21 protein-coding genes are annotated in these 22214 nt (G+C 65.5%); 12 read left to right on the top strand and 9 right to left on the bottom strand.

The window, feature by feature from the left end:
• Window positions 1-957, top strand: coding sequence for a hypothetical protein (locus tag KUV49_RS21625; protein ID WP_222451179.1), 957 nt, complete (start codon window positions 1-3; stop codon window positions 955-957).
• Here KUV49_RS21625 and KUV49_RS00795 read toward each other — a convergent pair.
• From KUV49_RS00795 to gloB, 3 genes are all read right to left on the bottom strand, one after another.
• Entirely contained in the window at window positions 938-1921 is a 984-nt protein-coding gene (locus tag KUV49_RS00795; protein WP_222451178.1) for a M23 family metallopeptidase, read from the bottom strand. The two genes, KUV49_RS21625 and KUV49_RS00795, sit on opposite strands and share 20 nt — an antisense overlap.
• A 90-nt stretch (window positions 1922-2011) precedes the next feature.
• A complete protein-coding gene (gene clpA, locus KUV49_RS00790) occupies window positions 2012-4345 on the bottom strand; it encodes an ATP-dependent Clp protease ATP-binding subunit ClpA (protein WP_222451177.1) in 2334 nt (777 codons plus the stop codon).
• Window positions 4346-4533: 188 nt separating this feature from the next.
• Window positions 4534-5301, bottom strand: a complete 768-nt coding sequence (gene gloB, locus KUV49_RS00785) for a hydroxyacylglutathione hydrolase (RefSeq protein WP_222451176.1) — start codon at window positions 5299-5301, stop codon at window positions 4534-4536.
• A 64-nt stretch (window positions 5302-5365) separates the two neighbouring features.
• Here gloB and KUV49_RS00780 point away from each other — a divergent pair, with 64 nt between their 5' ends.
• Window positions 5366-6118 carry a class I SAM-dependent methyltransferase gene (locus KUV49_RS00780; protein ID WP_222451175.1) on the top strand — a complete coding sequence of 251 codons (753 nt, stop codon included), beginning with the start codon at window positions 5366-5368 and terminating at the stop codon, window positions 6116-6118.
• 3 nt (window positions 6119-6121) lie between these two features.
• Here the strand turns inward: KUV49_RS00780 and KUV49_RS00775 are convergent, their stop codons facing one another.
• Window positions 6122-7879 carry a hypothetical protein gene (locus KUV49_RS00775; RefSeq protein WP_222451174.1) on the bottom strand — a complete coding sequence of 586 codons (1758 nt, stop codon included), beginning with the start codon at window positions 7877-7879 and terminating at the stop codon, window positions 6122-6124.
• Window positions 7880-7997: 118 nt separating this feature from the next.
• A complete protein-coding gene (locus KUV49_RS00770; protein ID WP_222451173.1) occupies window positions 7998-8363 on the bottom strand; it encodes a VanZ family protein in 366 nt (121 codons plus the stop codon).
• A gap of 401 nt (window positions 8364-8764) precedes the next feature.
• On the opposite strand from KUV49_RS00770, the gene KUV49_RS00765 reads away from it, so the two are divergent.
• From KUV49_RS00765 to KUV49_RS00740, 6 genes are all read left to right on the top strand, one after another.
• Window positions 8765-9331 (top strand): F0F1 ATP synthase subunit delta, encoded by a 567-nt coding sequence (locus tag KUV49_RS00765; RefSeq protein ID WP_152491220.1) that lies wholly within the window; start codon window positions 8765-8767, stop codon window positions 9329-9331.
• Window positions 9332-10870 carry a F0F1 ATP synthase subunit alpha gene (gene atpA / locus KUV49_RS00760; RefSeq protein WP_222451172.1) on the top strand — a complete coding sequence of 513 codons (1539 nt, stop codon included), beginning with the start codon at window positions 9332-9334 and terminating at the stop codon, window positions 10868-10870. It abuts the gene before it with no gap.
• 15 nt (window positions 10871-10885) lie between these two features.
• Window positions 10886-11770 carry a F0F1 ATP synthase subunit gamma gene (locus KUV49_RS00755; protein ID WP_222451171.1) on the top strand — a complete coding sequence of 295 codons (885 nt, stop codon included), beginning with the start codon at window positions 10886-10888 and terminating at the stop codon, window positions 11768-11770.
• Window positions 11771-11790: 20 nt separating this feature from the next.
• Window positions 11791-13215: a F0F1 ATP synthase subunit beta gene (atpD, locus tag KUV49_RS00750; protein WP_152496518.1), complete on the top strand. Its 1425-nt coding sequence runs from the start codon at window positions 11791-11793 to the stop codon at window positions 13213-13215.
• A gap of 75 nt (window positions 13216-13290) precedes the next feature.
• Complete coding sequence (locus KUV49_RS00745; protein ID WP_152491224.1) at window positions 13291-13734, top strand: F0F1 ATP synthase subunit epsilon; 444 nt, start codon at window positions 13291-13293, stop codon at window positions 13732-13734.
• Between the two features lie 125 nt (window positions 13735-13859).
• On the top strand, window positions 13860-14210 hold the full coding sequence (locus KUV49_RS00740) for an H-type lectin domain-containing protein (protein ID WP_152491225.1): 351 nt from the start codon (window positions 13860-13862) through the stop codon (window positions 14208-14210).
• Window positions 14211-14316: 106 nt separating this feature from the next.
• On the opposite strand, the gene KUV49_RS00735 is transcribed toward KUV49_RS00740, so the two are convergent.
• The 4 genes from KUV49_RS00735 to KUV49_RS00720 form a co-directional block, all read right to left on the bottom strand.
• On the bottom strand, window positions 14317-14763 hold the full coding sequence (locus tag KUV49_RS00735; RefSeq protein ID WP_222451170.1) for an acyl-CoA thioesterase: 447 nt from the start codon (window positions 14761-14763) through the stop codon (window positions 14317-14319).
• Entirely contained in the window at window positions 14763-15923 is a 1161-nt protein-coding gene (locus KUV49_RS00730; RefSeq protein WP_222451169.1) for an iron-containing alcohol dehydrogenase, read from the bottom strand. Before KUV49_RS00730 ends, KUV49_RS00735 begins: the two co-directional genes overlap by 1 nt.
• Window positions 15924-16034: 111 nt before the next feature.
• Window positions 16035-17645, bottom strand: coding sequence for a rhodanese-like domain-containing protein (locus KUV49_RS00725; protein WP_222451168.1), 1611 nt, complete (start codon window positions 17643-17645; stop codon window positions 16035-16037).
• On the bottom strand, window positions 17645-18220 hold the full coding sequence (locus tag KUV49_RS00720; protein ID WP_222451167.1) for a hypothetical protein: 576 nt from the start codon (window positions 18218-18220) through the stop codon (window positions 17645-17647). Before KUV49_RS00720 ends, KUV49_RS00725 begins: the two co-directional genes overlap by 1 nt.
• Window positions 18221-18326: 106 nt before the next feature.
• Between KUV49_RS00720 and KUV49_RS00715 the strand changes: the two genes are divergently transcribed.
• From KUV49_RS00715 to KUV49_RS00700, 4 genes are all read left to right on the top strand, one after another.
• Window positions 18327-19070: a GntR family transcriptional regulator gene (locus KUV49_RS00715; protein ID WP_222451166.1), complete on the top strand. Its 744-nt coding sequence runs from the start codon at window positions 18327-18329 to the stop codon at window positions 19068-19070.
• Between the two features lie 66 nt (window positions 19071-19136).
• On the top strand, window positions 19137-20102 hold the full coding sequence (locus tag KUV49_RS00710) for a Bug family tripartite tricarboxylate transporter substrate binding protein (RefSeq protein ID WP_222451165.1): 966 nt from the start codon (window positions 19137-19139) through the stop codon (window positions 20100-20102).
• Window positions 20103-20212: 110 nt separating this feature from the next.
• Window positions 20213-20689 carry a tripartite tricarboxylate transporter TctB family protein gene (locus tag KUV49_RS00705; protein ID WP_222451164.1) on the top strand — a complete coding sequence of 159 codons (477 nt, stop codon included), beginning with the start codon at window positions 20213-20215 and terminating at the stop codon, window positions 20687-20689.
• Window positions 20690-20699: 10 nt separating this feature from the next.
• Window positions 20700-22214, top strand: coding sequence for a tripartite tricarboxylate transporter permease (locus KUV49_RS00700; protein WP_222451163.1), 1515 nt, complete (start codon window positions 20700-20702; stop codon window positions 22212-22214).

The following is a 22214-nucleotide window of genomic DNA, read 5'->3' as shown; positions in this document are numbered from 1 at the left end:
GTGACGGTAGTGGATGCCCGGCGGGCATGGTGGCTGTGGGTGAACCTGCTGGCCGTGATCCTTGCGGTGCAGATCGCGGCGGGTGTGGCCCTGGTCTTGGCAGGCGCGCCGGCCGAGATCGTGAGCACGCATCGGCAGCGGATGATCGGCGCGGCGCAGGCGATACCGTGGATCATGATCGGCACGGGTTTCGTGTTCGGGGCCTATGGCAGGCCGGTCCGGTGGGTCTGGGTCGCGCTGGCGGCGCTGGCTGTGCTGAGCGCTTTGTTCGGGTTCATGGGCTACGTGCTGCCATGGGGGCAGGTGTCCTACCTTCTGGCGGCGCAGGGGGTGCCGGTGACGCTGAGCCACATCGCGCTGGTGATGCCGGTGGCGGTCATGGCGATCTTGGGCGGGTCCCTGTGGCAGATGGCGCGTGGCGCGCCGCCGATGCCATACCGCGGGCGGTATTCGTGGACCGGGCTGGGCGCGGCCCTGGTGCTGGCCGCGGTGCTGGTCTGGGCGATGTGGGCGAGTCATGCGCCGATCCGGGAGCTGGCGCCGGCCGAGGCCGCAAGCGGCGTCGTGCGGAGTGGCACACAGGCGGGCGGCGCGGTGGCTGCCAACCCGCTGGCCGTTCCGGCGCATATTTTGCCCGCCTGGTACCTGTTGCCGTTCCACGCGGTGCTTGTGGCGATGCCCGGCAAGCTGATGGGCCTGGTGGCGATGTTTGCCTTTTGCGCGGTGTGGCTGTTTGTGCCCTGGCTGGATCGGGGGGCACCGCGGGCCTGCTGGCAAAGGCGCGGGATGCGCTGGCTGGTGCCTGCGGTGGCGATCTGCGTCGTGGTGCTGGGCGTGGCAGGCGCGATGCAGGGCGCGGCCGCCACGTGGACGGCCCGCGGGGCATTCGTTGCGGTGATGGCGCTGCTGCTGGTCGGGGTGCCGTGGGCGACCCGTCTCACTCGGCCAGAACGATGACGTCGGCGTGGCGGTTGGCCAGCACCTGGCCCGCGCGTTCCAGCGTGACGTAGCCGCGATAGGTGCCGGGGGGCCAGCCGCCCTCGGGCGCGCGGCGGCCATAGGCGCGGAAGAACTGGGCCTGCGGGGCCTCGAGCGTTTCGGACTGGGAGAAGATCTCGCCCTCGGGGCCGGAGGCGGTGAGGCGCATGGTGTCGCCGGGCTGGGCATAGAAGACGTAGCCGTAAAGCACCAGCGGCGTGTCGCGGGCGGTTTCGGTCACGCGGGCGGCGCCGGATTTCACGGCGTCGAACGCGGGCACGGCGGTGGAAAAGGCGGCGGTGAAGAGGCCTGCGCGGTGATAGGGCAGGGCGGTTTCCCACAGGCCGGGGCCGCTGATGGAGCCGCAGGTGCCGGGTTCGGCCTCGGGGAGGAAAGGATCGACGACCTCGCCATCCTTCAGGACCGTCAGGTGGACATGCGGCGCGTTGGTCATGCCGCTGAGACCGACCTCGCCCAGGGGGGTGCCGGCGTCGACCTGCTGGCCTTGCCGAACGACGATCGAGCCTTTCTTCAGGTGGCAGTAGAGGGTCTGCCAGCCATCGCCGTGGTCGATGCGCGCGCCGTTGCCGCATTCCTGGCCCGCGACGCTGTCGCGGGTTTCGGGGGTGAATGCGATGTCCTCCATCCCGTCGCGGGTGGCCGCGACCCGGCCGGGGGCGGCGGCGAGCACGTTCACCCCCTGCTCCATCGCCTCGAAGGACAGAAGGTGAATGTCGGTGCCGCGGTGGTCATCGCGGCTTTTGAGGCCGCACATGAAATCGAACTGGCCCGGGCCGGGATCGAGATCGACGTAATCCTCGATATAGCAGGTCTGGCCCAGGGCGCAGTCGATGGGCAGCGCGAGGGTCGGCGGCTCTGACAGCGCCGGGGTGGCCAGCAGGAGCAGGGCGGCGGTGAGGGCGGATCTGGGCGCGGTCGGCAACGGGAAACCTCGAAAGCTGGGGGCGGTCGCGAAAACGGGCGGCAAGGGATGCCGCCCGTTTCATAGCCTATCGCAAAGCCTGAGCCCTTGTCACTCTGCCGTGAGCAGCGGCGGCTTTTTTCCCGAGAGGCGCGGATGGTCCGGCCCCTCGATGCGCAGGTCGATCTGGCCATCCTTGACGCCCACCTTGACCACGCCGCCCTTGGCGAGCTTGCCGAAGAGCAGTTCCTCGGCCAGCGGCTTCTTGATGTGTTCCTGGATCACGCGGCCCAGGGGGCGCGCGCCCATCTTGTCGTCGTAGCCCTTGTCGGCCAGCCATTCGGCGGCGGGCTTGGTCAGTTCGATGGTCACGTTGCGGTCCATCAGCTGGGCCTCGAGTTGCAGCACGAACTTTTCGACCACTTGCAGGATGACCTCTTTCGGCAGCGGGCCGAAGGAGATGACAGCATCGAGCCGGTTGCGGAATTCCGGCGTGAAGGTGCGTTCGATCGCGGCGGTATCCTCGCCCTCGCGGCGGTCGCGGCCAAAGCCGATGGCGGCCTTGGCAAGCTCGGTGGCGCCGGCGTTCGAGGTCATGATCAGGACCACGTTGCGGAAGTTCACCGTGCGGCCGTTATGGTCGGTCAGGTTGCCGTGGTCCATCACCTGCAACAAGATGTTGAACACGTCCGGGTGCGCCTTTTCGATCTCGTCGAGCAGCAGGACGCAATGCGGGTGCTGATCGACGCCGTCGGTCAGAAGGCCGCCCTGGTCGAAGCCGACATAGCCCGGAGGCGCGCCGATGAGGCGGCTGACCGCGTGTTTCTCCATGTACTCGGACATATCGAAGCGCAGCAGTTCCACGCCCAGCGTATCGGCGAGCTGTTTCGCCACCTCGGTCTTGCCGACGCCGGTGGGACCGGCGAAGAGGTAGTTGCCGATGGGCTTTTCGGGTTCGCGCAGGCCGGCGCGCGCCAGCTTGATCGCCGCCGACAGCGCCTCGATCGCGGTGTCCTGGCCGAAGACGACGCGCTTGAGCGAGCCTTCGAGATCCTTGAGCACCTCGGCATCGTCCTTGGAGACGTTTTTCGGAGGAATGCGGGCAATCTTGGCCACGACATTCTCGATCTCCTTGGCGCCGATGGACTTGCGCCGCTTGGAGGCGGCCACGAGATGCTGCGCGGCACCGGCCTCGTCGATCACGTCGATGGCCTTGTCGGGCAGCTTGCGGTCGTTGATGTAGCGCGCCGACAGGTCCACCGCCGACCTGATCGCCTCGGCCGTATATTTCACGCTGTGGTGCTCCTCGAAATAGGGCTTGAGGCCCTTGAGGATCTTGATCGCGTCATCGACGGTGGGTTCGGCCACGTCGATTTTCTGGAACCGGCGGCTGAGGGCGCGGTCCTTCTCGAAATGCTGGCGGAACTCCTTGAAGGTGGTGGAGCCCATGCAGCGCAGCTTGCCGCCCTGAAGTGCGGGCTTCAGCAGGTTGGAGGCATCCATCGCGCCGCCCGAGGTGGCACCGGCGCCGATGACGGTGTGAATCTCGTCGATGAAGAGCACCGCGTCGGGATGTTCCTCGAGTTCGGTCACGACGGCCTTCAGCCGTTCCTCGAAATCGCCGCGATAGCGGGTGCCGGCCAGAAGCGCGCCCATGTCGAGCGAGAAGATGGTGGTTTTCGACAGAACCTTGGGCGTCTGGCCTTCGACGATCTTATGCGCGAGTCCCTCGGCGATGGCGGTCTTGCCCACGCCGGGATCGCCCACCAGGAGCGGGTTGTTCTTGCGGCGGCGGCAGAGCACCTGGATGCAGCGCTCGACCTCGCTGTCGCGGCCGATCAGGGGATCGACATCGCCCTGGCGGGATTTCTCGTTGAGGTCGACGCAGTATTTCGCAAGTGCGGATTCGCCGTTCTCGACCTGATCGCCTTCGGAGGAGGACTTGGTCTGTTCGGAGTCTTCTTCTCCGACGCCCTGAACCGGGCGGGATTCGCCGTAGGCGGGATCCTTGGCGACGCCGTGGGCGATGAAGTTGACCGCGTCGTAGCGGGTCATGTCCTGTTCCTGCAGGAAATAGGCGGCGTTCGACTCGCGCTCGGCGAAGATGGCGACGAGGACGTTGGCGCCCGTCACCTCGGTGCGGCCGGAGGACTGCACGTGGATGGCGGCGCGCTGGATCACGCGCTGGAAGGCGGCGGTCGGCACCGCCTCGGAGCCTTCGATGTCGGTGACGAGGTTGGACAGGTCATCGTCGATGAATTCCACCAGCGTGGTGCGCAGATCCTCGGTTTCGACGCTGCAGGCCTTCATCACGCGGGCCGCGTCGGGCTCGTCGATCAGGGCGAGCAGGAGATGTTCCAGCGTCGCGAATTCATGTTGACGGGCATTGGCCAGGGCCAGTGCAGCGTGGATTGCCTGTTCAAGGGTGTTCGAGAATGACGGCACGGTGTGCTCCCTCTGCTTGGGCTGGGGCCGGTCCGCCGACCTTCGCCTTATATGATTAAAGTTTGGTCGATACAGGCCAGCCTTCAAGGACTTTTTTTCCAAACCCGTTCACTTTTCCCTGTCCGATCTTACAAAAGCTGCTTTTGCAGGCCACGCCGTGACAATTTGGCCAGCCCGCGGGGGCGTGCCTAGAAATTGTCCTTTCGGGTGCGGATCTCGGCGAACACGTCGGCGGCGTCTGCGCCCGTCATGCCCAGATGCGCCTGAACGGCGGGATCGGTGGCACGCAGGAACGGGTTGGTGGCCAATTCTTCGGACAGGGTGGAGGGAACGGTAGGTTTCCCTTGATCGCGGGCGGCTTCGACCGCCTTGACCCTTGATATAAGCGCGGAATTGTCGGGATCAATGGTCAGCGCGAAGCGGCCGTTGGCGGCGGTGTATTCATGGCCGGAACAGATGGTCGTCTCGGGCGGCAGGGCGGCGAGTTTCGACAGGCTGTCCCACATCTGGGGCATGGTGCCCTCGAAGACGCGGCCGCAGCCCAGGGCCATCAGGCTGTCGGCGGTGAAGGCGACCTTGCTGCCCGGGAAGTGAAAGGCGATGTGGCCGACGGTGTGGCCCGAGACATCGATCACGGTGCCGGTGTCCGAGCCGATGGTGACGGTGTCGCCGTCGCTGAGTGCGATATCGAGCTTTGGCAGGCGGTCGGCGTCGGCGGCGTGGCCGACGACCGATGCGTCGTGTTGGGCCAGAAGCTCTTCCAGGCCCTGCACGTGGTCGGCGTGGTGGTGGGTGATCAGGACATGCGTGGCTTTCCAGCCCTTGTCGTCGAGGGCCTTGAGGATCGGCGCGGCCTCGGGGACATCCACCACGGCGGTTTCGCCGGATTCGGGGTCGTGCGCGAGGAAGGCGTAGTTGTCCGAAAGGCACGGGACGGTTTCGATCTGCAATGTCATTGGTCCATCCTTGAATTCGTGGTTATGTTTGCCCCGAGAGTGACGGATCGAGGCGCGGGCTGCAATGCATCTGGACGTGCAGGACCTGAGGAATTTCTATTACCGCAACCAGCTGGGGCGTGCGGTGCAGAATGCCGTGGGCGCCGAGATCCGGGGGCTGTGGCCCGAGGCGAAGGGGCAGACGGTGGCCGGTTACGGCTTTGCCGTGCCGTTCCTGCGGCCCTACCTGAAGGACAGCCGGCGGGTGATCGCGCTGATGCCGGCACCGCAGGGGGTGATCCACTGGCCCGCCGACAAGCCCAACATCAGCGTTCTGTGCGAGGAAACCCTGTGGCCGCTGGAGACGGGCCGGGTCGACAAGCTGATGCTCGTGCACGGGCTGGAGACCTGCGAGCGGCCCGGCGAATTGCTGGAGGAGTGCTGGCGGGTGCTGGGGCCGGGGGGATCGGCGCTCTTCGTGGTGCCGAACCGCGCCGGGCTGTGGTCGCGCAGCGACCGGACGCCGTTCGGGTACGGGCGGCCCTATAGCCAGAGCCAGCTGGAGTCGCAGCTGAAGACCCGGAACTTCCTGCCCGAGCGGCATGTGACCGCGCTTTACCAGCCGCCGTCGCACCGCAAATTCTGGCGCAAGACGGCGGGCATGTGGGAGAACATGGGCGGCAAGCTGTCGGTGGTGCTGAAGGGCGGCGTGCTGATCGTGCAGGCCACCAAGCGGGTGCATGCGCCGACCGACCGGGGCTCGGCCATCCGCGACACGGTGCGCAGCCCGCTGGGTGTGCTGAAGCCCAAGCCGAGCGCGCAGGCCAAGCCGGTGTGAGACCTAGACACGCAGGACGTTGAATTGCAGCGCGTCCGGGTCGTCCACGAAATCGAGGCGGATCACCTCCTCGCCCCCGATGGAGACATAGACCCAGTTCCGGGTCTCGGTCAGTTCGACGACGCGCAGTGCCACGTCGTCGCCGGAGGTCCAATCGTCCGTCAGCTCGATGGTGATGGGGTCAATCGGGGCGCGGCCATCATTATTGACGGTTATGTCGATATTCGTCACGTCGTCTGAAAGGACCAGGGTAAGCCGGTCGCCCGCTTCGACGTCCGAGATGGAGGCGTTGCCGTGGACGCGCAGGTTGTCGTTGCCTTCGTTCTCGCCAAGGCGGATGATCATCTGGTCGTCCGCCAGGCCGCGCGCTTCGATCGTATCGTCGCCCTGGCCGGGGACGATAAAGCCCCCGTCCGAGAAGGTCATCGAGGCGACATCGTTCCCGTCACCAAGGTCGATGCTGGCGCCGTCCATGGCGCCCTCGACCGTGTCGTTGCCGGTGCCCGTGTAGATGTCGTGGGTGCCGCCCTGCACGCGCACAAGGTCGTCATCGGCGCCGGTATCCGTGCGGGTGTTGCCGTCGCCGACAGTGACCTGATCGTTACCCGCGCCGGTGCCGATCACCGCGTCCTGGTCGGTGGTCACGGTGTCGGGCCCATCGGTGCCCAGGGTGGGGTCCAGGATATCGCCGCGGGTGAAGGGGAAGTCGCCGCCGGGCAAGACAAAGTCTGTGCCTTGCACGACCGTGAACAGGATCTGCTCGGGGTCGATATCCTCGGGGGCGACATTTTCGAGAAAGATCGACTGGACCGCGCCGTTGCCGAACCCGATCTGAAGCTCCGTGCCATTGTCGCCGCTGGCCAGGACGTCGATGGAAGACGGCGGCGCGCCGGCCAGCAGCAGCACGTCCTCGGCCGGCGAGAAATCGGTGATGCGCACGCCGCCCTCGCTTTCGGGGGCGTCGGGGTCGAGCAGTTCGCCGTTCAGGCTGAGGACGAAGCTGTCGGCGCCGTCGCCGCCCGTCAGCTCCACGTCGCTGTTGAGCGCGGTGCGCAGGGCGATCAGCTCGTCGTCGCCATCGCCGCCGGTGGCGATGTTCGGGGTGAGGGGGTCGCCTGCCAGAAGTTGAAGCACATCGTCGCCGGCATTGCCGTGAATGGTGGACTGGACCCGGCCGTCGATCGTGTCGTCGCCGTCGCCGCCCTCGCCGATGGAATTGCGGCCGACCAGCATTGTGTCGTCGCCCGCTCCGCCGAAACCGCTGGCCCCGCGCGAGACGGTGATGGTGTCGTCGCCGTCTTCGCCGAACGCCGATGCTCCGACGACAGGCGTGTCGCTGGAGATATCGTTCATGGTCTCCAGGATATCGTCGCCGGGGCCGCCATAGCCGATGGCGTCGTCGAAGATGTTGAGCCGGTCCTGCCCCTGGCCGCCATAGCCGGTGGCATCGTCACGGATATTCAGTTTATCCACGCCGAGCTGTCCAAAGCCCACCGCGTTGTCGGAGAGGTCGAGAAGGTCGCGGCCCTCGCCGCCGTAGACCCTTTCGTTGCCCGACGCCGAAAGCGTGTCGTCGCCCGACAGGTCCGGGGTGTCGGGATCGTCCGGGTCGTCGGGATTTTCGGGCAGGGGGCCGTCGCCGTCGCCGGGGGTGCCGACATCCTGATCGCGCGGATTGTCGTCATCGTCGTCAATGAACTCGTCGTAGATGAGAAAAGACGCAGCGGCGCCGCCGATCAGCGCAAGCAGAAGAAACCCCATGACCCCGTACTCCCCAGATTGAGCGGGATGGTTGCAAGGCAAGGGGGTATTGTCAAATTCGAGGGGTTTATTGTTCCCGCCCCAGAAACAGTTCGGCGACGCCGTGGCGATTGGCGGGTTATCGGTTTCGCAGGGCGCGGTGCAGCAGAAGCCCCAGGACGAGGCCCAGCCCGACGCCGAGCGCATCGGCCAGAAGGTCCAGCCACTCGGCGCCGCGGCCGAACATGGGCTGGATCACCTCGATGGCCGCGCCGAAGGCAATGCAGGCGGGCGCGAGCCGGAGGGCCTGGCGCGGTGCGGCGACAGCCATGGGCAGAACGAGGACGGCGAAGGCCAGCAGGTGCAGGACCTTGTCGCGGAGCATGAAGGGAACGGTGGGCGCATCGGACGGCCAGAGCGTGCCGACGAGAATGCCAAGGGCGATGAGACAGGTCAGCGCCCGGGCACGGGGCAGGGATTTGACGGGATGATCGGAGTGGGCCATCTGCAACCTCCTAGGGCGGGAAAATGGCGGGTTCAATCGACATTCTGAAGAACCGGGGAAAGCCGCCGCCTGAGTGATAGCGGTAACGGTCCGGCGGTGCGTGAAAACCCTTTGTGCCGCGGTTTCGTGCAGGCCGTTCACGAAGGAATCGCAAAAAAGCGACGAAAAGTTACGATTTTTGTCGCAATAAAATTGCGCAATCGGTCGCAGACCCCGTAAGTCTTTGACAAATATAGGAAACCATAGGGGGCTTAGTCCGTCCTGCTAGCTTGCGAGGTTCGGATCGGTCTGCTAAACCGCCCACGAAAATCGATGTCTCGCAAGTTTCATCGTCTCTAACCACCCCGGGAAGACGGCCTTTGCGCCGTCTTTTGTCGAGCCGGGGTATAACTATCGGAAGGGTGGACGTGTCCGAACCAGCTTCGATCTCCTCCGGCATTGCCGAGCGCTATGCCACTGCCATTTTCGAGCTTTCCAAAGACGCAAACTCGCTGGACAAGCTTGAATCGAACCTTGCCGATCTTTCCGCCGCGCTCGATGACAGTGCCGATCTGCGCGATCTGATCAGCAGCCCGGTCGTCAGCCGTGACGAGCAGGAGCGCGCCATCACGGCGGTCGCGGACAAGATGGGCCTCGTGCCGGAACTGAAGAACGGCCTTGCGCTGATGGCGCAGAAACGCCGCCTGTTCGTGCTGCCGCAGATGGTGCGCCTGCTGAACGAGCGCATTGCCGATCACAAGGGCGAAGTGACCGCCGAGGTGACCAGTGCCGTCAAGCTGACCGATGCGCAGTCGAAGAAGCTGGCAGAGACGCTGAAGAGCACCGTCGGAAAAGACATCAAGATCAATGCGACCGTCGATGAAAGCCTCATTGGCGGTCTTGTCGTAAAGGTGGGCTCGAAGATGATCGACACGTCGATCCGTTCGCGCCTCAACTCCCTACAGAATGCAATGAAAGAGGTCGGATAAATGGGTATCCAAGCTGCAGAGATTTCTGCGATCCTTAAGGACCAGATCAAGAATTTCGGCCAGGAGGCCGAAGTTGCCGAGGTGGGTCGCGTGCTGTCAGTCGGTGACGGGATTGCCCGTGTGCACGGCCTCGACAACGTCCAGGCCGGTGAGCTGGTGGAATTCCCCGGCAACATCATGGGCATGGCGCTGAACCTGGAAACCGACAACGTCGGTGTGGTGATCTTCGGCTCGGACCGGGACATCAAGGAAGGCGACACCGTCAAGCGCACCAAGTCGATCGTGGACGTGCCGATCGGGGACGAGCTGTTGGGCCGGGTCGTGGACGGCCTGGGCAACCCGCTGGACGGCAAGGGCCCGATCAAGACGTCGGCCCGCGGTGTCGCGGACGTCAAGGCGCCGGGCATCATCCCGCGCAAATCCGTGCACGAGCCGATGGCCACCGGCCTGAAATCGGTCGACGCCATGATCCCGATCGGCCGCGGCCAGCGCGAGCTGATCATCGGCGACCGCCAGACCGGCAAGACCGCCGTGGCGCTGGACGCGATGCTGAACCAGAAGTCGTACAACGACGCCGCCGGCGACGATGAAAACAAGAAGCTCTACTGCGTGTATGTCGCTGTCGGCCAGAAGCGGTCGACCGTGGCGCAGCTGGTGAAGAAGCTGGAAGAGTCGGGCGCGATGGACTATTCCATCGTCGTGGCCGCCACCGCGTCGGACCCCGCGCCGATGCAGTTCCTGGCACCCTATTCGGCGACCGCCATGGCCGAGCATTTCCGTGACAATGGCCGCCACGCGCTGATCGTCTACGATGACCTGTCGAAACAGGCCGTGGCCTATCGCCAGATGTCGCTGCTTCTGCGCCGCCCGCCGGGCCGCGAAGCCTATCCGGGCGACGTTTTCTACCTGCACTCCCGCCTGCTGGAGCGGTCGGCCAAGCTGAACGAGGACAACGGCTCGGGCTCGCTGACGGCGCTGCCGATCATCGAAACCCAGGGCGGCGACGTGTCGGCGTTTATTCCGACCAACGTGATCTCGATCACCGACGGCCAGATCTTCCTGGAAACCGAGCTGTTCTACCAGGGCATCCGCCCCGCCGTGAACACCGGCCTGTCGGTCAGCCGCGTGGGCTCGTCCGCCCAGACCAACGCGATGAAGTCGGTTGCCGGTCCGGTGAAGCTGAGCCTTGCGCAGTACCGCGAAATGGCGGCCTTCGCGCAGTTCGGCTCGGACCTCGATGCGTCGACCCAGCAGCTGCTGAACCGGGGCGAGCGCCTGACCGAGCTGATGAAGCAGCCGCAATATTCGCCGCTGACCAACGCCGAGATCGTCTGCGTCATCTACGCGGGCACCAACGGTTACCTCGACAAGATCAAGGTCGACCAGGTCGGGCGTTTCGAGGATGGCCTGCTGAACCACATGCGCACCAAGCGCAAGGACGTCCTGGACTGGATCACCAACGAGGATCCCAAGATCAAGGGCGACGCCGAAGACAAGCTCAAGTCGGCCATCGAAGAGTTCGCAGCCGACTTCGGATAAGGGGGTGACGAGGCAATGCCGAGTCTGAAGGACCTAAAAAACAGGATCGAGTCGGTCAAATCGACCCGCAAGATCACCAAGGCCATGCAGATGGTGGCCGCCGCGAAACTGCGGCGGGCACAGGATGCGGCCGAAATGGCCCGCCCCTATGCCGAGCGGTTCAACGCGGTGATGTCCAAGCTGGCCGCCGCCGCGGGCGACGCCGAGAACGCGCCGCCGCTGTTGCGCGGCACGGGCAAGGACGACGTGCACCTGCTGGTGGTGATGACCGCCGAGCGGGGGCTCTGCGGTGGCTTCAACGCCAACATCGCCAAGCTGGCGCGGAGCGAGATCAACAAGCTGCAGTCGAACGGCAAGACCGTGAAGGTCATCACCGTGGGCAAGAAGGGCCGCGATGCGCTGAAGCGTGATTTCGCGGACCTCTTCATCGACCATGTCGATCTGTCCGAGGTAAAGAATGTCGGCTACGCCGATGCGCAGAACGTGGCGCAGAACGTGCTGGACCGCTTTGACGCGGGCGAATGCGACGTCGCCAAGATCTTTTTCTCGGAGTTCGAGAACGTGGTCAGCCAGAAGCCGACCATGCAGCAGGTGATCCCCTTCGAGATCGACGAAGAGGCCGCCGCGGACAGTGACGAGGCCGGCACGATCTATGACTACGAGCCGGACGAGGATGCGATCCTGCGCGATCTTCTGCCCCGTGGCGTGGCGACGGCGATCTTCAGCGGCCTGCTGGAGAACGGCGCCAGCGAACAGGGCGCACGGATGTCGGCCATGGACAACGCCACGCGCAACGCGGGCGAGATGATCGAGGACCTGACCATCGAGTACAACCGCTCGCGTCAGGCCGTGATCACCAACGAGCTGATTGAAATTATTTCGGGCGCCGAGGCGCTTTAAGAACAACCGGAGAGACGACAATGGCCAAAGCAAAAGGCAAAATCACGCAGGTGATCGGCGCCGTGGTGGACGTGCAGTTCACCGACCACCTGCCGGAAATCCTGAACGCCCTGGAAACCGACAACAACGGCAAGCGCCTGGTCCTCGAAGTGGCCCAGCACCTGGGTGAAAGCACCGTGCGCACGATCGCCATGGACTCGACCGAGGGTCTGGTGCGCGGCCAGGAAGTGACCGACACCGACGGCCCGATCAGCGTGCCGGTGGGCGACGCCACCCTGGGCCGCATCCTGAACGTCATCGGCGAGCCGGTGGACGAGGGCGCGCCGATCAAGGCCAAGGAAACCCGCTCGATCCACCAGCCCGCGCCCGAGTTCGAGGCGCAGTCGACCGAGTCTGAAATCCTGGTGACCGGCATCAAGGTCGTCGACCTGCTGGCGCCTTACGCCAAGGGCGGCAAGATCGGCCTGTTCGGCGGTGCCGGCGTGGGCAAGACGGTTCTGATCATGGAGCTGATCAACAACATCGCCAAGGTGCACTCGGGCTACTCGGTCTTCGCCGGTGTGGGCGAGCGGACCCGCGAGGGCAACGACCTTTACCACGAGATGATCGAGTCGAACGTGATCGACCCCGAGAACCTTGAGAATTCCCAGGTGGCGCTGGTCTACGGCCAGATGAACGAACCGCCGGGCGCGCGTGCCCGTGTGGCGCTGACCGGCCTGACGCTGGCCGAACAGTTCCGCGACCAGTCGGGGACGGACGTTCTGTTCTTCGTCGACAACATCTTCCGCTTCACGCAGGCGGGCTCCGAGGTGTCGGCTCTGCTCGGCCGGATCCCCTCGGCGGTGGGTTACCAGCCGACGCTGGCCACCGACATGGGCGCCATGCAGGAGCGCATCACCTCGACTAAGGCCGGTTCGATCACCTCGATCCAGGCCGTGTACGTGCCCGCGGACGACCTGACCGACCCCGCGCCGGCCACGACCTTCGCGCACCTCGACGCCACGACGGTTCTGTCGCGCGCCATCTCGGAGCTGGGCATCTACCCGGCGGTGGACCCGCTCGACTCGAACTCGCGCCTGATGGACCCGCAGATCGTGGGTGAAGAGCACTACAAGGTGGCGCGTGACGTGCAGGGGATCCTGCAACGCTACAAGTCGCTGCAGGACATCATCGCGATCCTCGGGATGGACGAGCTGAGCGAAGAGGACAAGCTGACCGTGGCCCGCGCCCGGAAGATCCAGCGTTTCCTCAGCCAGCCCTTCGACGTGGCCAAGGTGTTCACCGGCTCGGACGGCATCCAGGTGCCTCTGGAAGACACGATCGCGTCCTTCAAGGCGGTTGTGGCCGGCGAGTACGACCACCTGCCCGAAGGTGCGTTCTACATGGTGGGCGGCATCGACGACGTGAAGGCCAAGGCCGAGAAGATGGCCGCGGACGCCGCATAAGCGTGGGTTTTCACCCACCCTACGGGGTGACCCGCGGGGTGGGCGAGGCTGCTCGCGACAGAAACGGAGGCCAATATGGCTGATACAGTGCAATTCGACCTGGTGAGCCCCGAGCGCCTGCTGGCGTCGGTCGAGGCGACCGAGGTGCAGATCCCCGGCACCGACGGCGACATGACGGCCATGGCCAACCATGCGCCGCTGATCACGACACTGCGCCCCGGCGTGGTGCGCGTGTCCGGCCCGGAGGGCGACAAGGAATACGTCGTCACCGGCGGCTTTGCCGAGATCAATGCGGATTCCATCTCGGTGCTGGCCGAACGCGCGCTGCCGCGCGAGGACATGACGCAGGACGAGTTCCAGAAGATGGTCGACGAGGCCACCGACCGGCTGGCCAAGGCGCAGGAGACGTTCGTCAACGAGCCCGGCCCGGTGGACGACGCGGCGAAGCTGCTGTCCGACATGGTGGCGATGGGCGACCAGATCGGCCTGTCGACCCCCTCGAAAGTGCCCGCTCCCTGACGGTGCGGCGGCTGCTGGCGGATTTCCGGAAAGGGCCCACGAATGTCGGGCCCTTTTCCTTTTTGTTTCGCATTTTCGCCGAAAAGCGATAGTAGAACCAATGGCGTGAGGGCGCGTGGCGGTAAATGAAGTATCTTGTCAATCAGACCATCGGAATCGAGCAGGGCGATGATGTCCTGTTCTCGGATTACGAGGATGGCGGCGAGATGTGGACCGGCACCGGCGCCCGCGAACGCCGCCGCAAGGTGACATTCGGGACCGCCTTCAAGGAGCCGCCCTCGGTGCATGTCAGCCTGTCGATGTGGGACATGGACAGCGCGCGCAACGCCCGTGCCGATGTCACCGCCGAGAACGTGGCGGCGACGGGGTTCGACGTGGTTTTCCGCACATGGGGCGACACCCGCGTGGCCCGCGCCCGGATCCGCTGGATGGCAATCGGCGCTGTCCCGCACGAGGACGACTGGCAGCTCTACTGAAGCGTTTCGTGCCTCCGGCAGGAAGATTGCCGTCCGAGCACCACCACCGACAGGCGACGTAGGGTTGGTCTCGCGGTCGTCTTGGTCAGAGCGCCGCAAGGTCACGTCATGCGACGTCTTTCATCAAGCTTTCGAACGCGGCGCGCCGGTCCGCTTCGATAGGCACGGGGCGGCGGGTTGCACGGTTGACGTAGACATGTACGAAGAACCCTTCGGCTGCGGCCTGCGGTTCTTCGTTGCGGAACAGGGCAACCTCGTAGCGGATCGAGCTGGTTCCCAGCCGCGCCACCCGCAGCCCGGCCGTCACCCTGTCCGGGAAACTGAACTCGCTGTGGTACCGGCACCCGGTTTCGACGACCAGGCCGAACGTCTCGCTGTGCCGCGGATCCAGCAGGCCCCGGTCGATCAGCCACCCGTTCACGGCGGTATCGAACAGCGAATAATGGACGGCGTTGTTCACGTGCCCGTAGGCGTCATTGTCCATCCACCGGGTCTGGATCGGATAGAAGTCGACGTAATCGCTGCGCTGTGCAGGCGGCGTCCTGTCCGCCATCACCAGGCCGCCGTGTAAATGTCGAGCGCGTCCTGCTCGGTGACCTCGCGCGGATTGTTCATCAGCAGGCGGGTCTGTATCATCGCGTCCGAGGCCATCTTGGCCAGCGCGGTTTCGGGGATGTCCACATCGCGCAGGCGGGTGGGCATCTGCAGGCGCCTCGACAGGTTGGCCAAGGCCTCGATCAGGGCCGCGCAGCGGGCCTCGGGGTCCGCGATCCCGGCAAGGTCCGGAAAGGCGTCCGCCGCGATTTCGGCGTAGATGTCATGGGCCGCCGGGGCGTTGAAGCGCAGGACATGCGGCAGCACCAGCGCGTTCGAGAGCCCGTGCGGAACATGGAAGGTGCCGCCGATCGGGTAGGCCAGCGCATGGACGGCGGCGACCGGGGAGTTGGCGAATGCCTGCCCGGCAAGCATCGAACCCAGCATCATGGCGCCGCGGGCGTCGATATCCTGGCCGTCGAACACGGCGGTTTCGATATTGGCGCCCAGAAGTTGCAGTGCCTGGCGGGCCTGCATCTTCGATATGGGATTGTTGTTCGCGGAGGTGGAGGCATAGGCTTCGATCGCATGGACCATGGCGTCGACGCCGGTGGCCGCGGTGATCGGTGCCGGCAGGCTGAGGGTCAGGTCCGGATCGAGCACGGCGGCATCGGGCAGGATCACCGGCGACGACACGCCGCGTTTCTCGCCCTCGCCGACGGTGATGATCGAGACCGGGGTCACCTCGGAGCCGGTGCCGGCGGTCGTCGGCACCAGGACCAGCGGCAGCCGCGGTCCCTTGGCCTGACCCACGCCCCAGGCGGCGTCGATATCCTCGTCGGAGCCCAGGAGCAGCGCCGCAAGCTTGGCGACATCCAGCGACGAGCCGCCGCCGAAGCCGATCACCAGGTCCACCTCGGCATCGCGGCCGGCATCCCGGGCGGCCATCAGGGTGGCGAGCGAGGGGTCGGCTTCGACCTCGCTGAACACCGTGACCTGCAGGCCGGCATCCCGCAGCGCGGAAAGCGTCCCGTCGCAAAGCCCGTGCCGGATCAGCCCCGGATCGGTGACGAAAAGGCAGGCGTCGGCGCCGCGGAAGGGCGCGAGCTCCGCGATCCGGGACGCGCTGCCGGACCCGAAGGTGATATTGGTCGTGGTGTTGTAGGCAAATGGGGTCATGGTCAGTCAACTTTCAAATCTGGGGCGGGCAGCGCCACGCGGTGGCTGCCCCTTCGGACACGTGCCGGAAAAGGCGCGCGCACGGACCTGCCGCCGCGCCTTCGGAGACCGTCAGCCTGCCGGGTGCAAGGGGCGGAACGCGACAGTGTCCCGGGCGACTTTCTCGGTCAGGTCGATTTCCCAGTCAAGGTAGTCGAGGGCGGCCTGTTTCTCGGCGCCGGCATCGGCCAGCTCGTAGGGTTTGTACCAGACATCGTCAATCGGCCCGACCGGGCGCTGCATTCCGGTTTCCAGTGGCTGGCCCTCGGCCTGCCACGCGTCGACGCCACCGTCGAGCAGCCGGACGTCGGTGCCAAGGGATGTGGCGATCTCCGGCGCGGCGAGTTGCAGAAGAGCCTTGTCCGGTCCGCAGAGCACCACCGGCGCGGTGCCGGCGGCGTCGCCCAGTTCGGCGCGCAATGCGGCCTCGCGGCCGCGCACCATCCACAGCGCGCCCGGTATGTGGCCGGCGCGATATTGCACCGAGGTGGAGAGGTCGAGGACGTGCGGCGCCTGCGGCCCGGCCAGTTCTGCCGCCAGGTCCCGGGCGGAGAGTGTCGGGACATCGGGCAGGTCGAGCCCGGCGATGTCGGGCGCAGCCGTTTCGGTCGCATCCGGCGCGGGATCGAGCACGTAGACCTCGCACTGGGCGATCTTCGCCAGCCACGAGGCCGTCATCACCGCGCGCAGCATCAGCGGGTCGGTGAGAACCACCACGGCATTGCGGACGCCCACGTATTCGTCCATCGCCTGCACGAGCTGGCCTCCGGGGGCGTTGAGCGCGCCCGGGACGTGACCGGCGGCGTAATCCTCGGGGGTGCGGACGTCGAACAGGTAGATGTTGCGATCCCGAGCCGCGCGCATCTGCGTCAGCCGCTCGGGGTCGAGGGTCCGGACATCGAATTGACGAGCGAGTTCACCGGCGCGGGCCAGGGTCATGTCGGGCGCTGGCGGGTCGGCGCGGCGGGTGGCGCCCGTCTCGACCTGGAAGCCGGCGAGTTTCCAGCCCATCGTTCCGTTGCGCAGGGAATAGACCTGGTTTGGCACACCGGCGTTTATCAGCGACTGGCAGCCGATGATCGAGCGGGTGCGCCCGGCGCAGTTGACCACGATCGTGGTGTCGGGATCGGGCGCGAGTGCCGCCACGCGGGCCGCCAGCTCGGCGCCCGGCACCGAGATCGAGCCGGGGATCGTGTGTGCGTGGTATTCGGAATAGGGGCGGCTGTCGAGGATCACCATGTTGCGGCCCTCGGCGCGCCAGGCGTGCAGTACCTCGGCCGAGATATCGGGTGTCTTGCACCGTGTATGGACGATCTCGCCGAATGCCTTGGTCATCACGTTGACGCCGCTGTAGACCGGGAAACCGGCGGCCTCCCAGGCGGCGACGCCACCTTCGAGCACACGCAGGTCGCCATAGCCGCGCGCCGCGAGACGGTCGGCCGCGATGTCGGCCAGACCCTCACCGTCGCCGTCCATCAGCACGATGGGCGTGGATTTGCGCGGCACCAGCGCGCCGCAGTTCAGTTCCAGCCGGCTGAGCGGCAGACACGAGGCGAGCATCAGGCGCTTTTGACTGAAGGCGCCTTCGTCGCGCACGTCGAGCAGGGCGTATTCCTTGCCCGACTCGCTGAGTTTGCGGGTCTCTTCCGGGGTCATTCGAGGGTGTGTCGGGCGCTGGGTCATCAGGCTCTCCGCTCGATGATGCCGGAGGTCGGCGGGACGGTGGACCAGCTTTTATTTTCCTCGCTCCAGAAGACCCGGTCGACCAGCTTTTCCAGGGCGAGCCCGTACAGGTGCAGGTTTTTCAGCTGCGTGTCCCCGACGGCGCGGATCGAATGCACATCGCCGGGCATCAGGGAGACGGTTTCGCCCTTGCGCACGGAGCGCGCGTCCACCTGGACCGGGGCGGATTTCAGGTCGGTCTCGTAGAGGAAGTTCTTTTCGTCGCCGCCGATGCCGGCAATGCAGGCCCATGTGGTGTGGTTATGCGGCGGCACCTCGGCCGGGACGTTGGCGATATGCAGGTAGAGCGCGAACGTACCGTCGGAATCCTCGGCCACTCTGTAGAGCCGCAACGTCTCGTCGGCGGGGAGGCCGAATTCCTCTTCGGGGAACAGGTCCTCTTCCTGCGCGAGGTCGGCCAGCAACAGCTCGATGCGTGCGAGGCGTTCGGGAGTGACGTCACCTTCGGCGCAGATCGCCTTGGCCGCGTCTATCGTCTCGGCCACGCGGGCCTTTCTGCGGTGCACAACAGTCATCTCGTGATCCTCCTCCAAAAAGCTATTGCATATTGCATACAATTTGCTAGCATGAGGTCAGATCGTATGCAATATGCAATCTTGGCGACAGAGTGGGAGTGCGGAAATGGATCCAGATAGACAGGGCGTCTCGGGCTTGGCCGGGCTGAATGTGGCCCCTTTCCCGGATCGTGTCGTGGAGATGATCAGCGACCTGATCGCCACCGGCGAAATTCGCGGCGGCGACCGCCTGGCGGAAAAGGCGCTGGCCGATCTGCTGGGGGTGTCGCGCACACCGCTGCGGGAAGCGATCAAGATCCTGACCGCCCGCGGGCTGGCAAAGTCGCGGCCCAACGCCGGTGCGGTGGTCAGCCTGCCGGACGAGCGCGAGGCCGCCGAGCTGGTGCAGGTCATGGGCTGGCTGTGGGAAAAGATGGCGCCGCTTGTCTGTCAGAACATGACCGGCGAACAGCTTGCCGGTATCGAGGCGCTGCACCTTGAGATGTGTGCGCTGGATCGGCAGGAACAGATGCTGGACTGGGCCAAGCTGAACCGCCGGTTTCACGAGAGCATCATCGCGGCCAGCGACAACGAGGTGCTGTGCGAAATCGCGCTGAACCTTCAGATGCGGATCTACCTGTGCTTCGCCATCGGGCAGCGCACGGTCGAGCGCCAGGCGCAATCCAACCGCGAACATGGTGAAATCGTCGAGGTGCTGACGGCCCGCGATTCGGCGCGCCTTGCCGGGGTGCTGATGGGGCACACCAACCGCGCCTTCGACACCGCTTATGAGACCGGGATCCTGAAGCAGGAGTCCGGGACGGAGTCTGACGCGAACGCCGACAAGGGTGCGACCAAGCCCCAAACGTGATCGTTCGGCCGGCGCGACAGTACGGCCATCAAATCGTTCTTCGAAAAGGGAACCAGGGAGGAAGACATGACTATGACATCCATCAAGCTGACCGTTGCGACGGCGGCGCTGGCCGTATCGGGCGCCACCGGCGCCTTGGGGCAAAGCTTTCCGGAAAAGCCGGTCGAACTGATCGTGCCCTACGCGCCGGGTGGCGGGTCGGACATTTCCGCACGGGTCTTTGCCGGCTGCCTGGAGGGGGTGCTGCCGGAAAAGGTCGTGGTGCGCAATATCACCGGCGGCGCCGGTGCGGTGGCAGAGGATACCGTCGCCAAGGAGGCGCCCACCGGCTACAAGCTGCTATGGCAGCACCAGTCGCTGCACGCGCTTTCGGCGCGCGGCGTCACCGATCACTCGCCCGAGAGCTTTGACGTGATCGGCCAGGTGGCATTCGGTCCCTGGGGCGTGTTCGTCGGCAGCCACCTGCCGTTCGACGACATTGCGGGGATGAAGCAGTACATCGCCGACAATCCCGGCGAGATGAAGGTCGGCGCGGCCCTTGGCGGCCTGTCGCATTTCGCCTCGCTGGTGTTCATGGGCGCGGCCGATATGGATATCGACGACACCCAGATCATCGGCCTGGCCGGGTCCAAGAACCGGGTCGTCGCGATCCTGCAGGGAAATCTGGATGGCGCGACCATGGATGCGGCCTCGGCCAAGCCCTATATCGAGGCCGGCCAGATGAAATCCATCGCGGTGCTGGCCGAGCAGCCGATCGAAAAGCTGCCCGACCAGGCCACGGCAAAGGACCAGGGCGTGGATGTCACCTATGGCGTGAACATCATCACATGGGCGCCCAAGGGGACCCCGGAAGAGGTTCTGACGGTGCTGCGTGACGCCTGGGAAACCGCGGCCACCGACCCCGAATGCGGCGCGGCCTTTGCCGAGAAGGGCTTTCAGGCGATGTATCGCGACCACGAGGCGGTGGAAGCGTACAACACGTCCGAGATGGAGACCTATCGCGGCCTCGTCGAGAAATACGGGGTCGACTGAGGCTCGCAACAGACCTGTGCTCCGCGCCCGGGATCCGGGAGCGGAGCCGCCCCCGGAGCGGCCCGGCGCAGCGCGTTCGGTCCGCGTCATTCCTACCCACGGTATATATCATGAAACACGTCGATCTGTTGGTGACAGGCGGCCTTGGTTTGATCGTGATCGGCCTTGCGATGCAGGTGTCGCAGATCGACAGCGCTGCCAGAGCCAGCGAGTATTACTCCACCCGGACCATCCCCATTGCCTTTGTCGCCAGCACGCTGGCGCTGTTCGCCGTGCTGCTGCTGCGCGACTGGCGCCGTCATGCGCGGGCGCCGGCGGAGGCGTCGAACGGAATGATCAGTATCCTGCAACCGCGCCGCCTGATCTTTCTGGGCGCGTCGGTGCTGTTCGTGCTGGCCTTCGAGCCCCTGGGGTTCGTGCTGTCGTCCCTGGTGTATCTGGGCGTGACGGCGGTGCTGCTGGGCAGTGGCAGCCGGCGCGAGCTGCTGATCTCGCTGGGGGTCGCGGGGGTCACCATCGGTTTTGTCTACTTCGTCGTTGTCTTCGGGCTGGAGAGTTCCTTGCCCGAGTTGGGCCTGAGCCTGTGAGGAGCCTGCCATGAGCGATTTCATTTTTGCCGCGCTCCAGTCACTGATGAGCGACCCGGTCCTGCTGCTGATGATTGCCGGGGGGGTGGCCGCCGGGCTGGTGATCGGCTCGATCCCCGGCCTGACATCCACCATGGCGCTGGCGCTGCTGGTGCCGCTGACCTTCTCGATGGAGTTCGAACCGGCCATCGGCCTGTTGATGGGTGTCTATTGCGGTGCCATCTCTGGCGGGCTGGTGGGGGCCATCGTGCTGAACATTCCCGGCACCCCGGCCGCCGCGGCCACCTGCCTGGACGGCTATCCCATGGCCCGCAAGGGGCAGCTTTCGCGTGCGCTTGGGCTGGGGGTATACGCCTCGATGATCGGTGGCGTGATCTCGGGGCTTGCGCTGGTTTTCATCGCTCCGGCGCTGTCGAAGATCGCGCTTCAGTTCGGACCGTGGGAATATTTCACCATCGTCATCTTCACGTTCCTGACCATCGCCAGCCTGTCGGAGGGCGATACGCTGAAGGCGGTGGCGGTGGCGATGTTCGGCGTCTGCCTGTCGATGATCGGCTATTCCTCCGGCGTGGGGGAGTCGCGTTTCACCTTCGGGATCAACGCCTTTGAAGGCGGGCTGAACGTGTTGCCGGCGCTGGTCGGCGCGTTCGCGCTGCCGCAGCTCATTCTGGACACCGACCGGATCGGGGCCAGGGTCAACCGGCTGGACGGGCGGTTCAGGCTGCCCGAATTCATGCGCGCCTTCGTCGAGGTGCTGTCGGTCAAATGGGCAGTGTTGCGGTCGACGATCATCGGGATTCTGATCGGTATCCTGCCGGGGGTCGGACCGGGGCTGTCGAACCTGCTGGCCTATAGCCAGGCGCGCAGCGCGTCGCGCACGCCCGAAAAATTCGGCACCGGCGAGTTGCCCGAGGCGATCGTCTCGCCCGAGGCGGCCAACAATGCCTCGATGGGAGGCGCGCTGATCCCGATGCTGACGCTCGGAATCCCGGGGGATGCCTCGACGCTGATGCTGCTGAGCGCACTGATGCTGCATAATGTGGAGCCCGGACCGCTGCTGTTCGTGATGAACGGCAACTACGTGGCCTTCATCTTTGTCGCCTTCTTCGTCGCCTTCGCCTTTTGCACCGTGTTCTACCACCTGTTGATCGGCACCATCATCCGGGTGCTGACGGTGCCGACGCAATACATCGTGTCGGTCATCTTCGTGCTGTGCGTGATCGGCAGCTACGTGCTGAACAACCGGATGTTCGATGTCTATACCCTGCTGGCCTTCGGTCTTCTGGGCTATGGGCTGCGACTGGCGCGGTTCCCGATCCTGCCGCTGATCCTGGGGCTGATCCTGGGGCCGATGGCGGAAGAACAGCTGCGGCTGGCGTTGGAATACGGCCGTGGCTCGTACCTTCCATTCGTGACGCGCCCGTTCTCGGCGGCGATCCTGGGCCTGACCCTGCTGTCGCTGCTGGTCCCGTTGGTGACCCACCTCAGGGCGCGCCGAAAATCTCTGCCTACTGAAGGAAACTGA

The organism is Roseovarius atlanticus, assembly GCF_019802205.1.
GTDB lineage: Bacteria > Pseudomonadota > Alphaproteobacteria > Rhodobacterales > Rhodobacteraceae > Roseovarius > Roseovarius atlanticus_A.
Note: the sequence above shows the minus strand (reverse complement) of the source record. Positions and strands in the feature narration are given on the sequence as shown.

What these genes read in the sequence shown, in the direction of transcription:
- atpA (WP_222451172.1), top strand. Translation starts at nt 9,332, where the DNA reads ATGGGTATCCAAGCTGCAGAGATTTCTGCGATCCTTAAGGACCAGATC.
- atpD (WP_152496518.1), top strand. Translation starts at nt 11,791, where the DNA reads ATGGCCAAAGCAAAAGGCAAAATCACGCAGGTGATCGGCGCCGTGGTG.
- KUV49_RS00700 (WP_222451163.1), top strand. Translation starts at nt 20,700, where the DNA reads ATGAGCGATTTCATTTTTGCCGCGCTCCAGTCACTGATGAGCGACCCG.
- KUV49_RS00710 (WP_222451165.1), top strand. Translation starts at nt 19,137, where the DNA reads ATGACTATGACATCCATCAAGCTGACCGTTGCGACGGCGGCGCTGGCC.
- KUV49_RS00705 (WP_222451164.1), top strand. Translation starts at nt 20,213, where the DNA reads ATGAAACACGTCGATCTGTTGGTGACAGGCGGCCTTGGTTTGATCGTG.
- KUV49_RS00730 (WP_222451169.1), bottom strand. Translation starts at nt 15,923, where the DNA reads ATGACCCCATTTGCCTACAACACCACGACCAATATCACCTTCGGGTCC.
- KUV49_RS00725 (WP_222451168.1), bottom strand. Translation starts at nt 17,645, where the DNA reads ATGACCCAGCGCCCGACACACCCTCGAATGACCCCGGAAGAGACCCGC.
- KUV49_RS00770 (WP_222451173.1), bottom strand. Translation starts at nt 8,363, where the DNA reads ATGGCCCACTCCGATCATCCCGTCAAATCCCTGCCCCGTGCCCGGGCG.
- KUV49_RS00715 (WP_222451166.1), top strand. Translation starts at nt 18,327, where the DNA reads ATGGATCCAGATAGACAGGGCGTCTCGGGCTTGGCCGGGCTGAATGTG.
- KUV49_RS00735 (WP_222451170.1), bottom strand. Translation starts at nt 14,763, where the DNA reads ATGGCGGACAGGACGCCGCCTGCACAGCGCAGCGATTACGTCGACTTC.
- KUV49_RS00775 (WP_222451174.1), bottom strand. Translation starts at nt 7,879, where the DNA reads ATGGGGTTTCTTCTGCTTGCGCTGATCGGCGGCGCCGCTGCGTCTTTT.
- KUV49_RS00745 (WP_152491224.1), top strand. Translation starts at nt 13,291, where the DNA reads ATGGCTGATACAGTGCAATTCGACCTGGTGAGCCCCGAGCGCCTGCTG.
- KUV49_RS00740 (WP_152491225.1), top strand. Translation starts at nt 13,860, where the DNA reads ATGAAGTATCTTGTCAATCAGACCATCGGAATCGAGCAGGGCGATGAT.
- KUV49_RS00720 (WP_222451167.1), bottom strand. Translation starts at nt 18,220, where the DNA reads ATGACTGTTGTGCACCGCAGAAAGGCCCGCGTGGCCGAGACGATAGAC.
- KUV49_RS00755 (WP_222451171.1), top strand. Translation starts at nt 10,886, where the DNA reads ATGCCGAGTCTGAAGGACCTAAAAAACAGGATCGAGTCGGTCAAATCG.
- KUV49_RS00780 (WP_222451175.1), top strand. Translation starts at nt 5,366, where the DNA reads ATGCATCTGGACGTGCAGGACCTGAGGAATTTCTATTACCGCAACCAG.
- gloB (WP_222451176.1), bottom strand. Translation starts at nt 5,301, where the DNA reads ATGACATTGCAGATCGAAACCGTCCCGTGCCTTTCGGACAACTACGCC.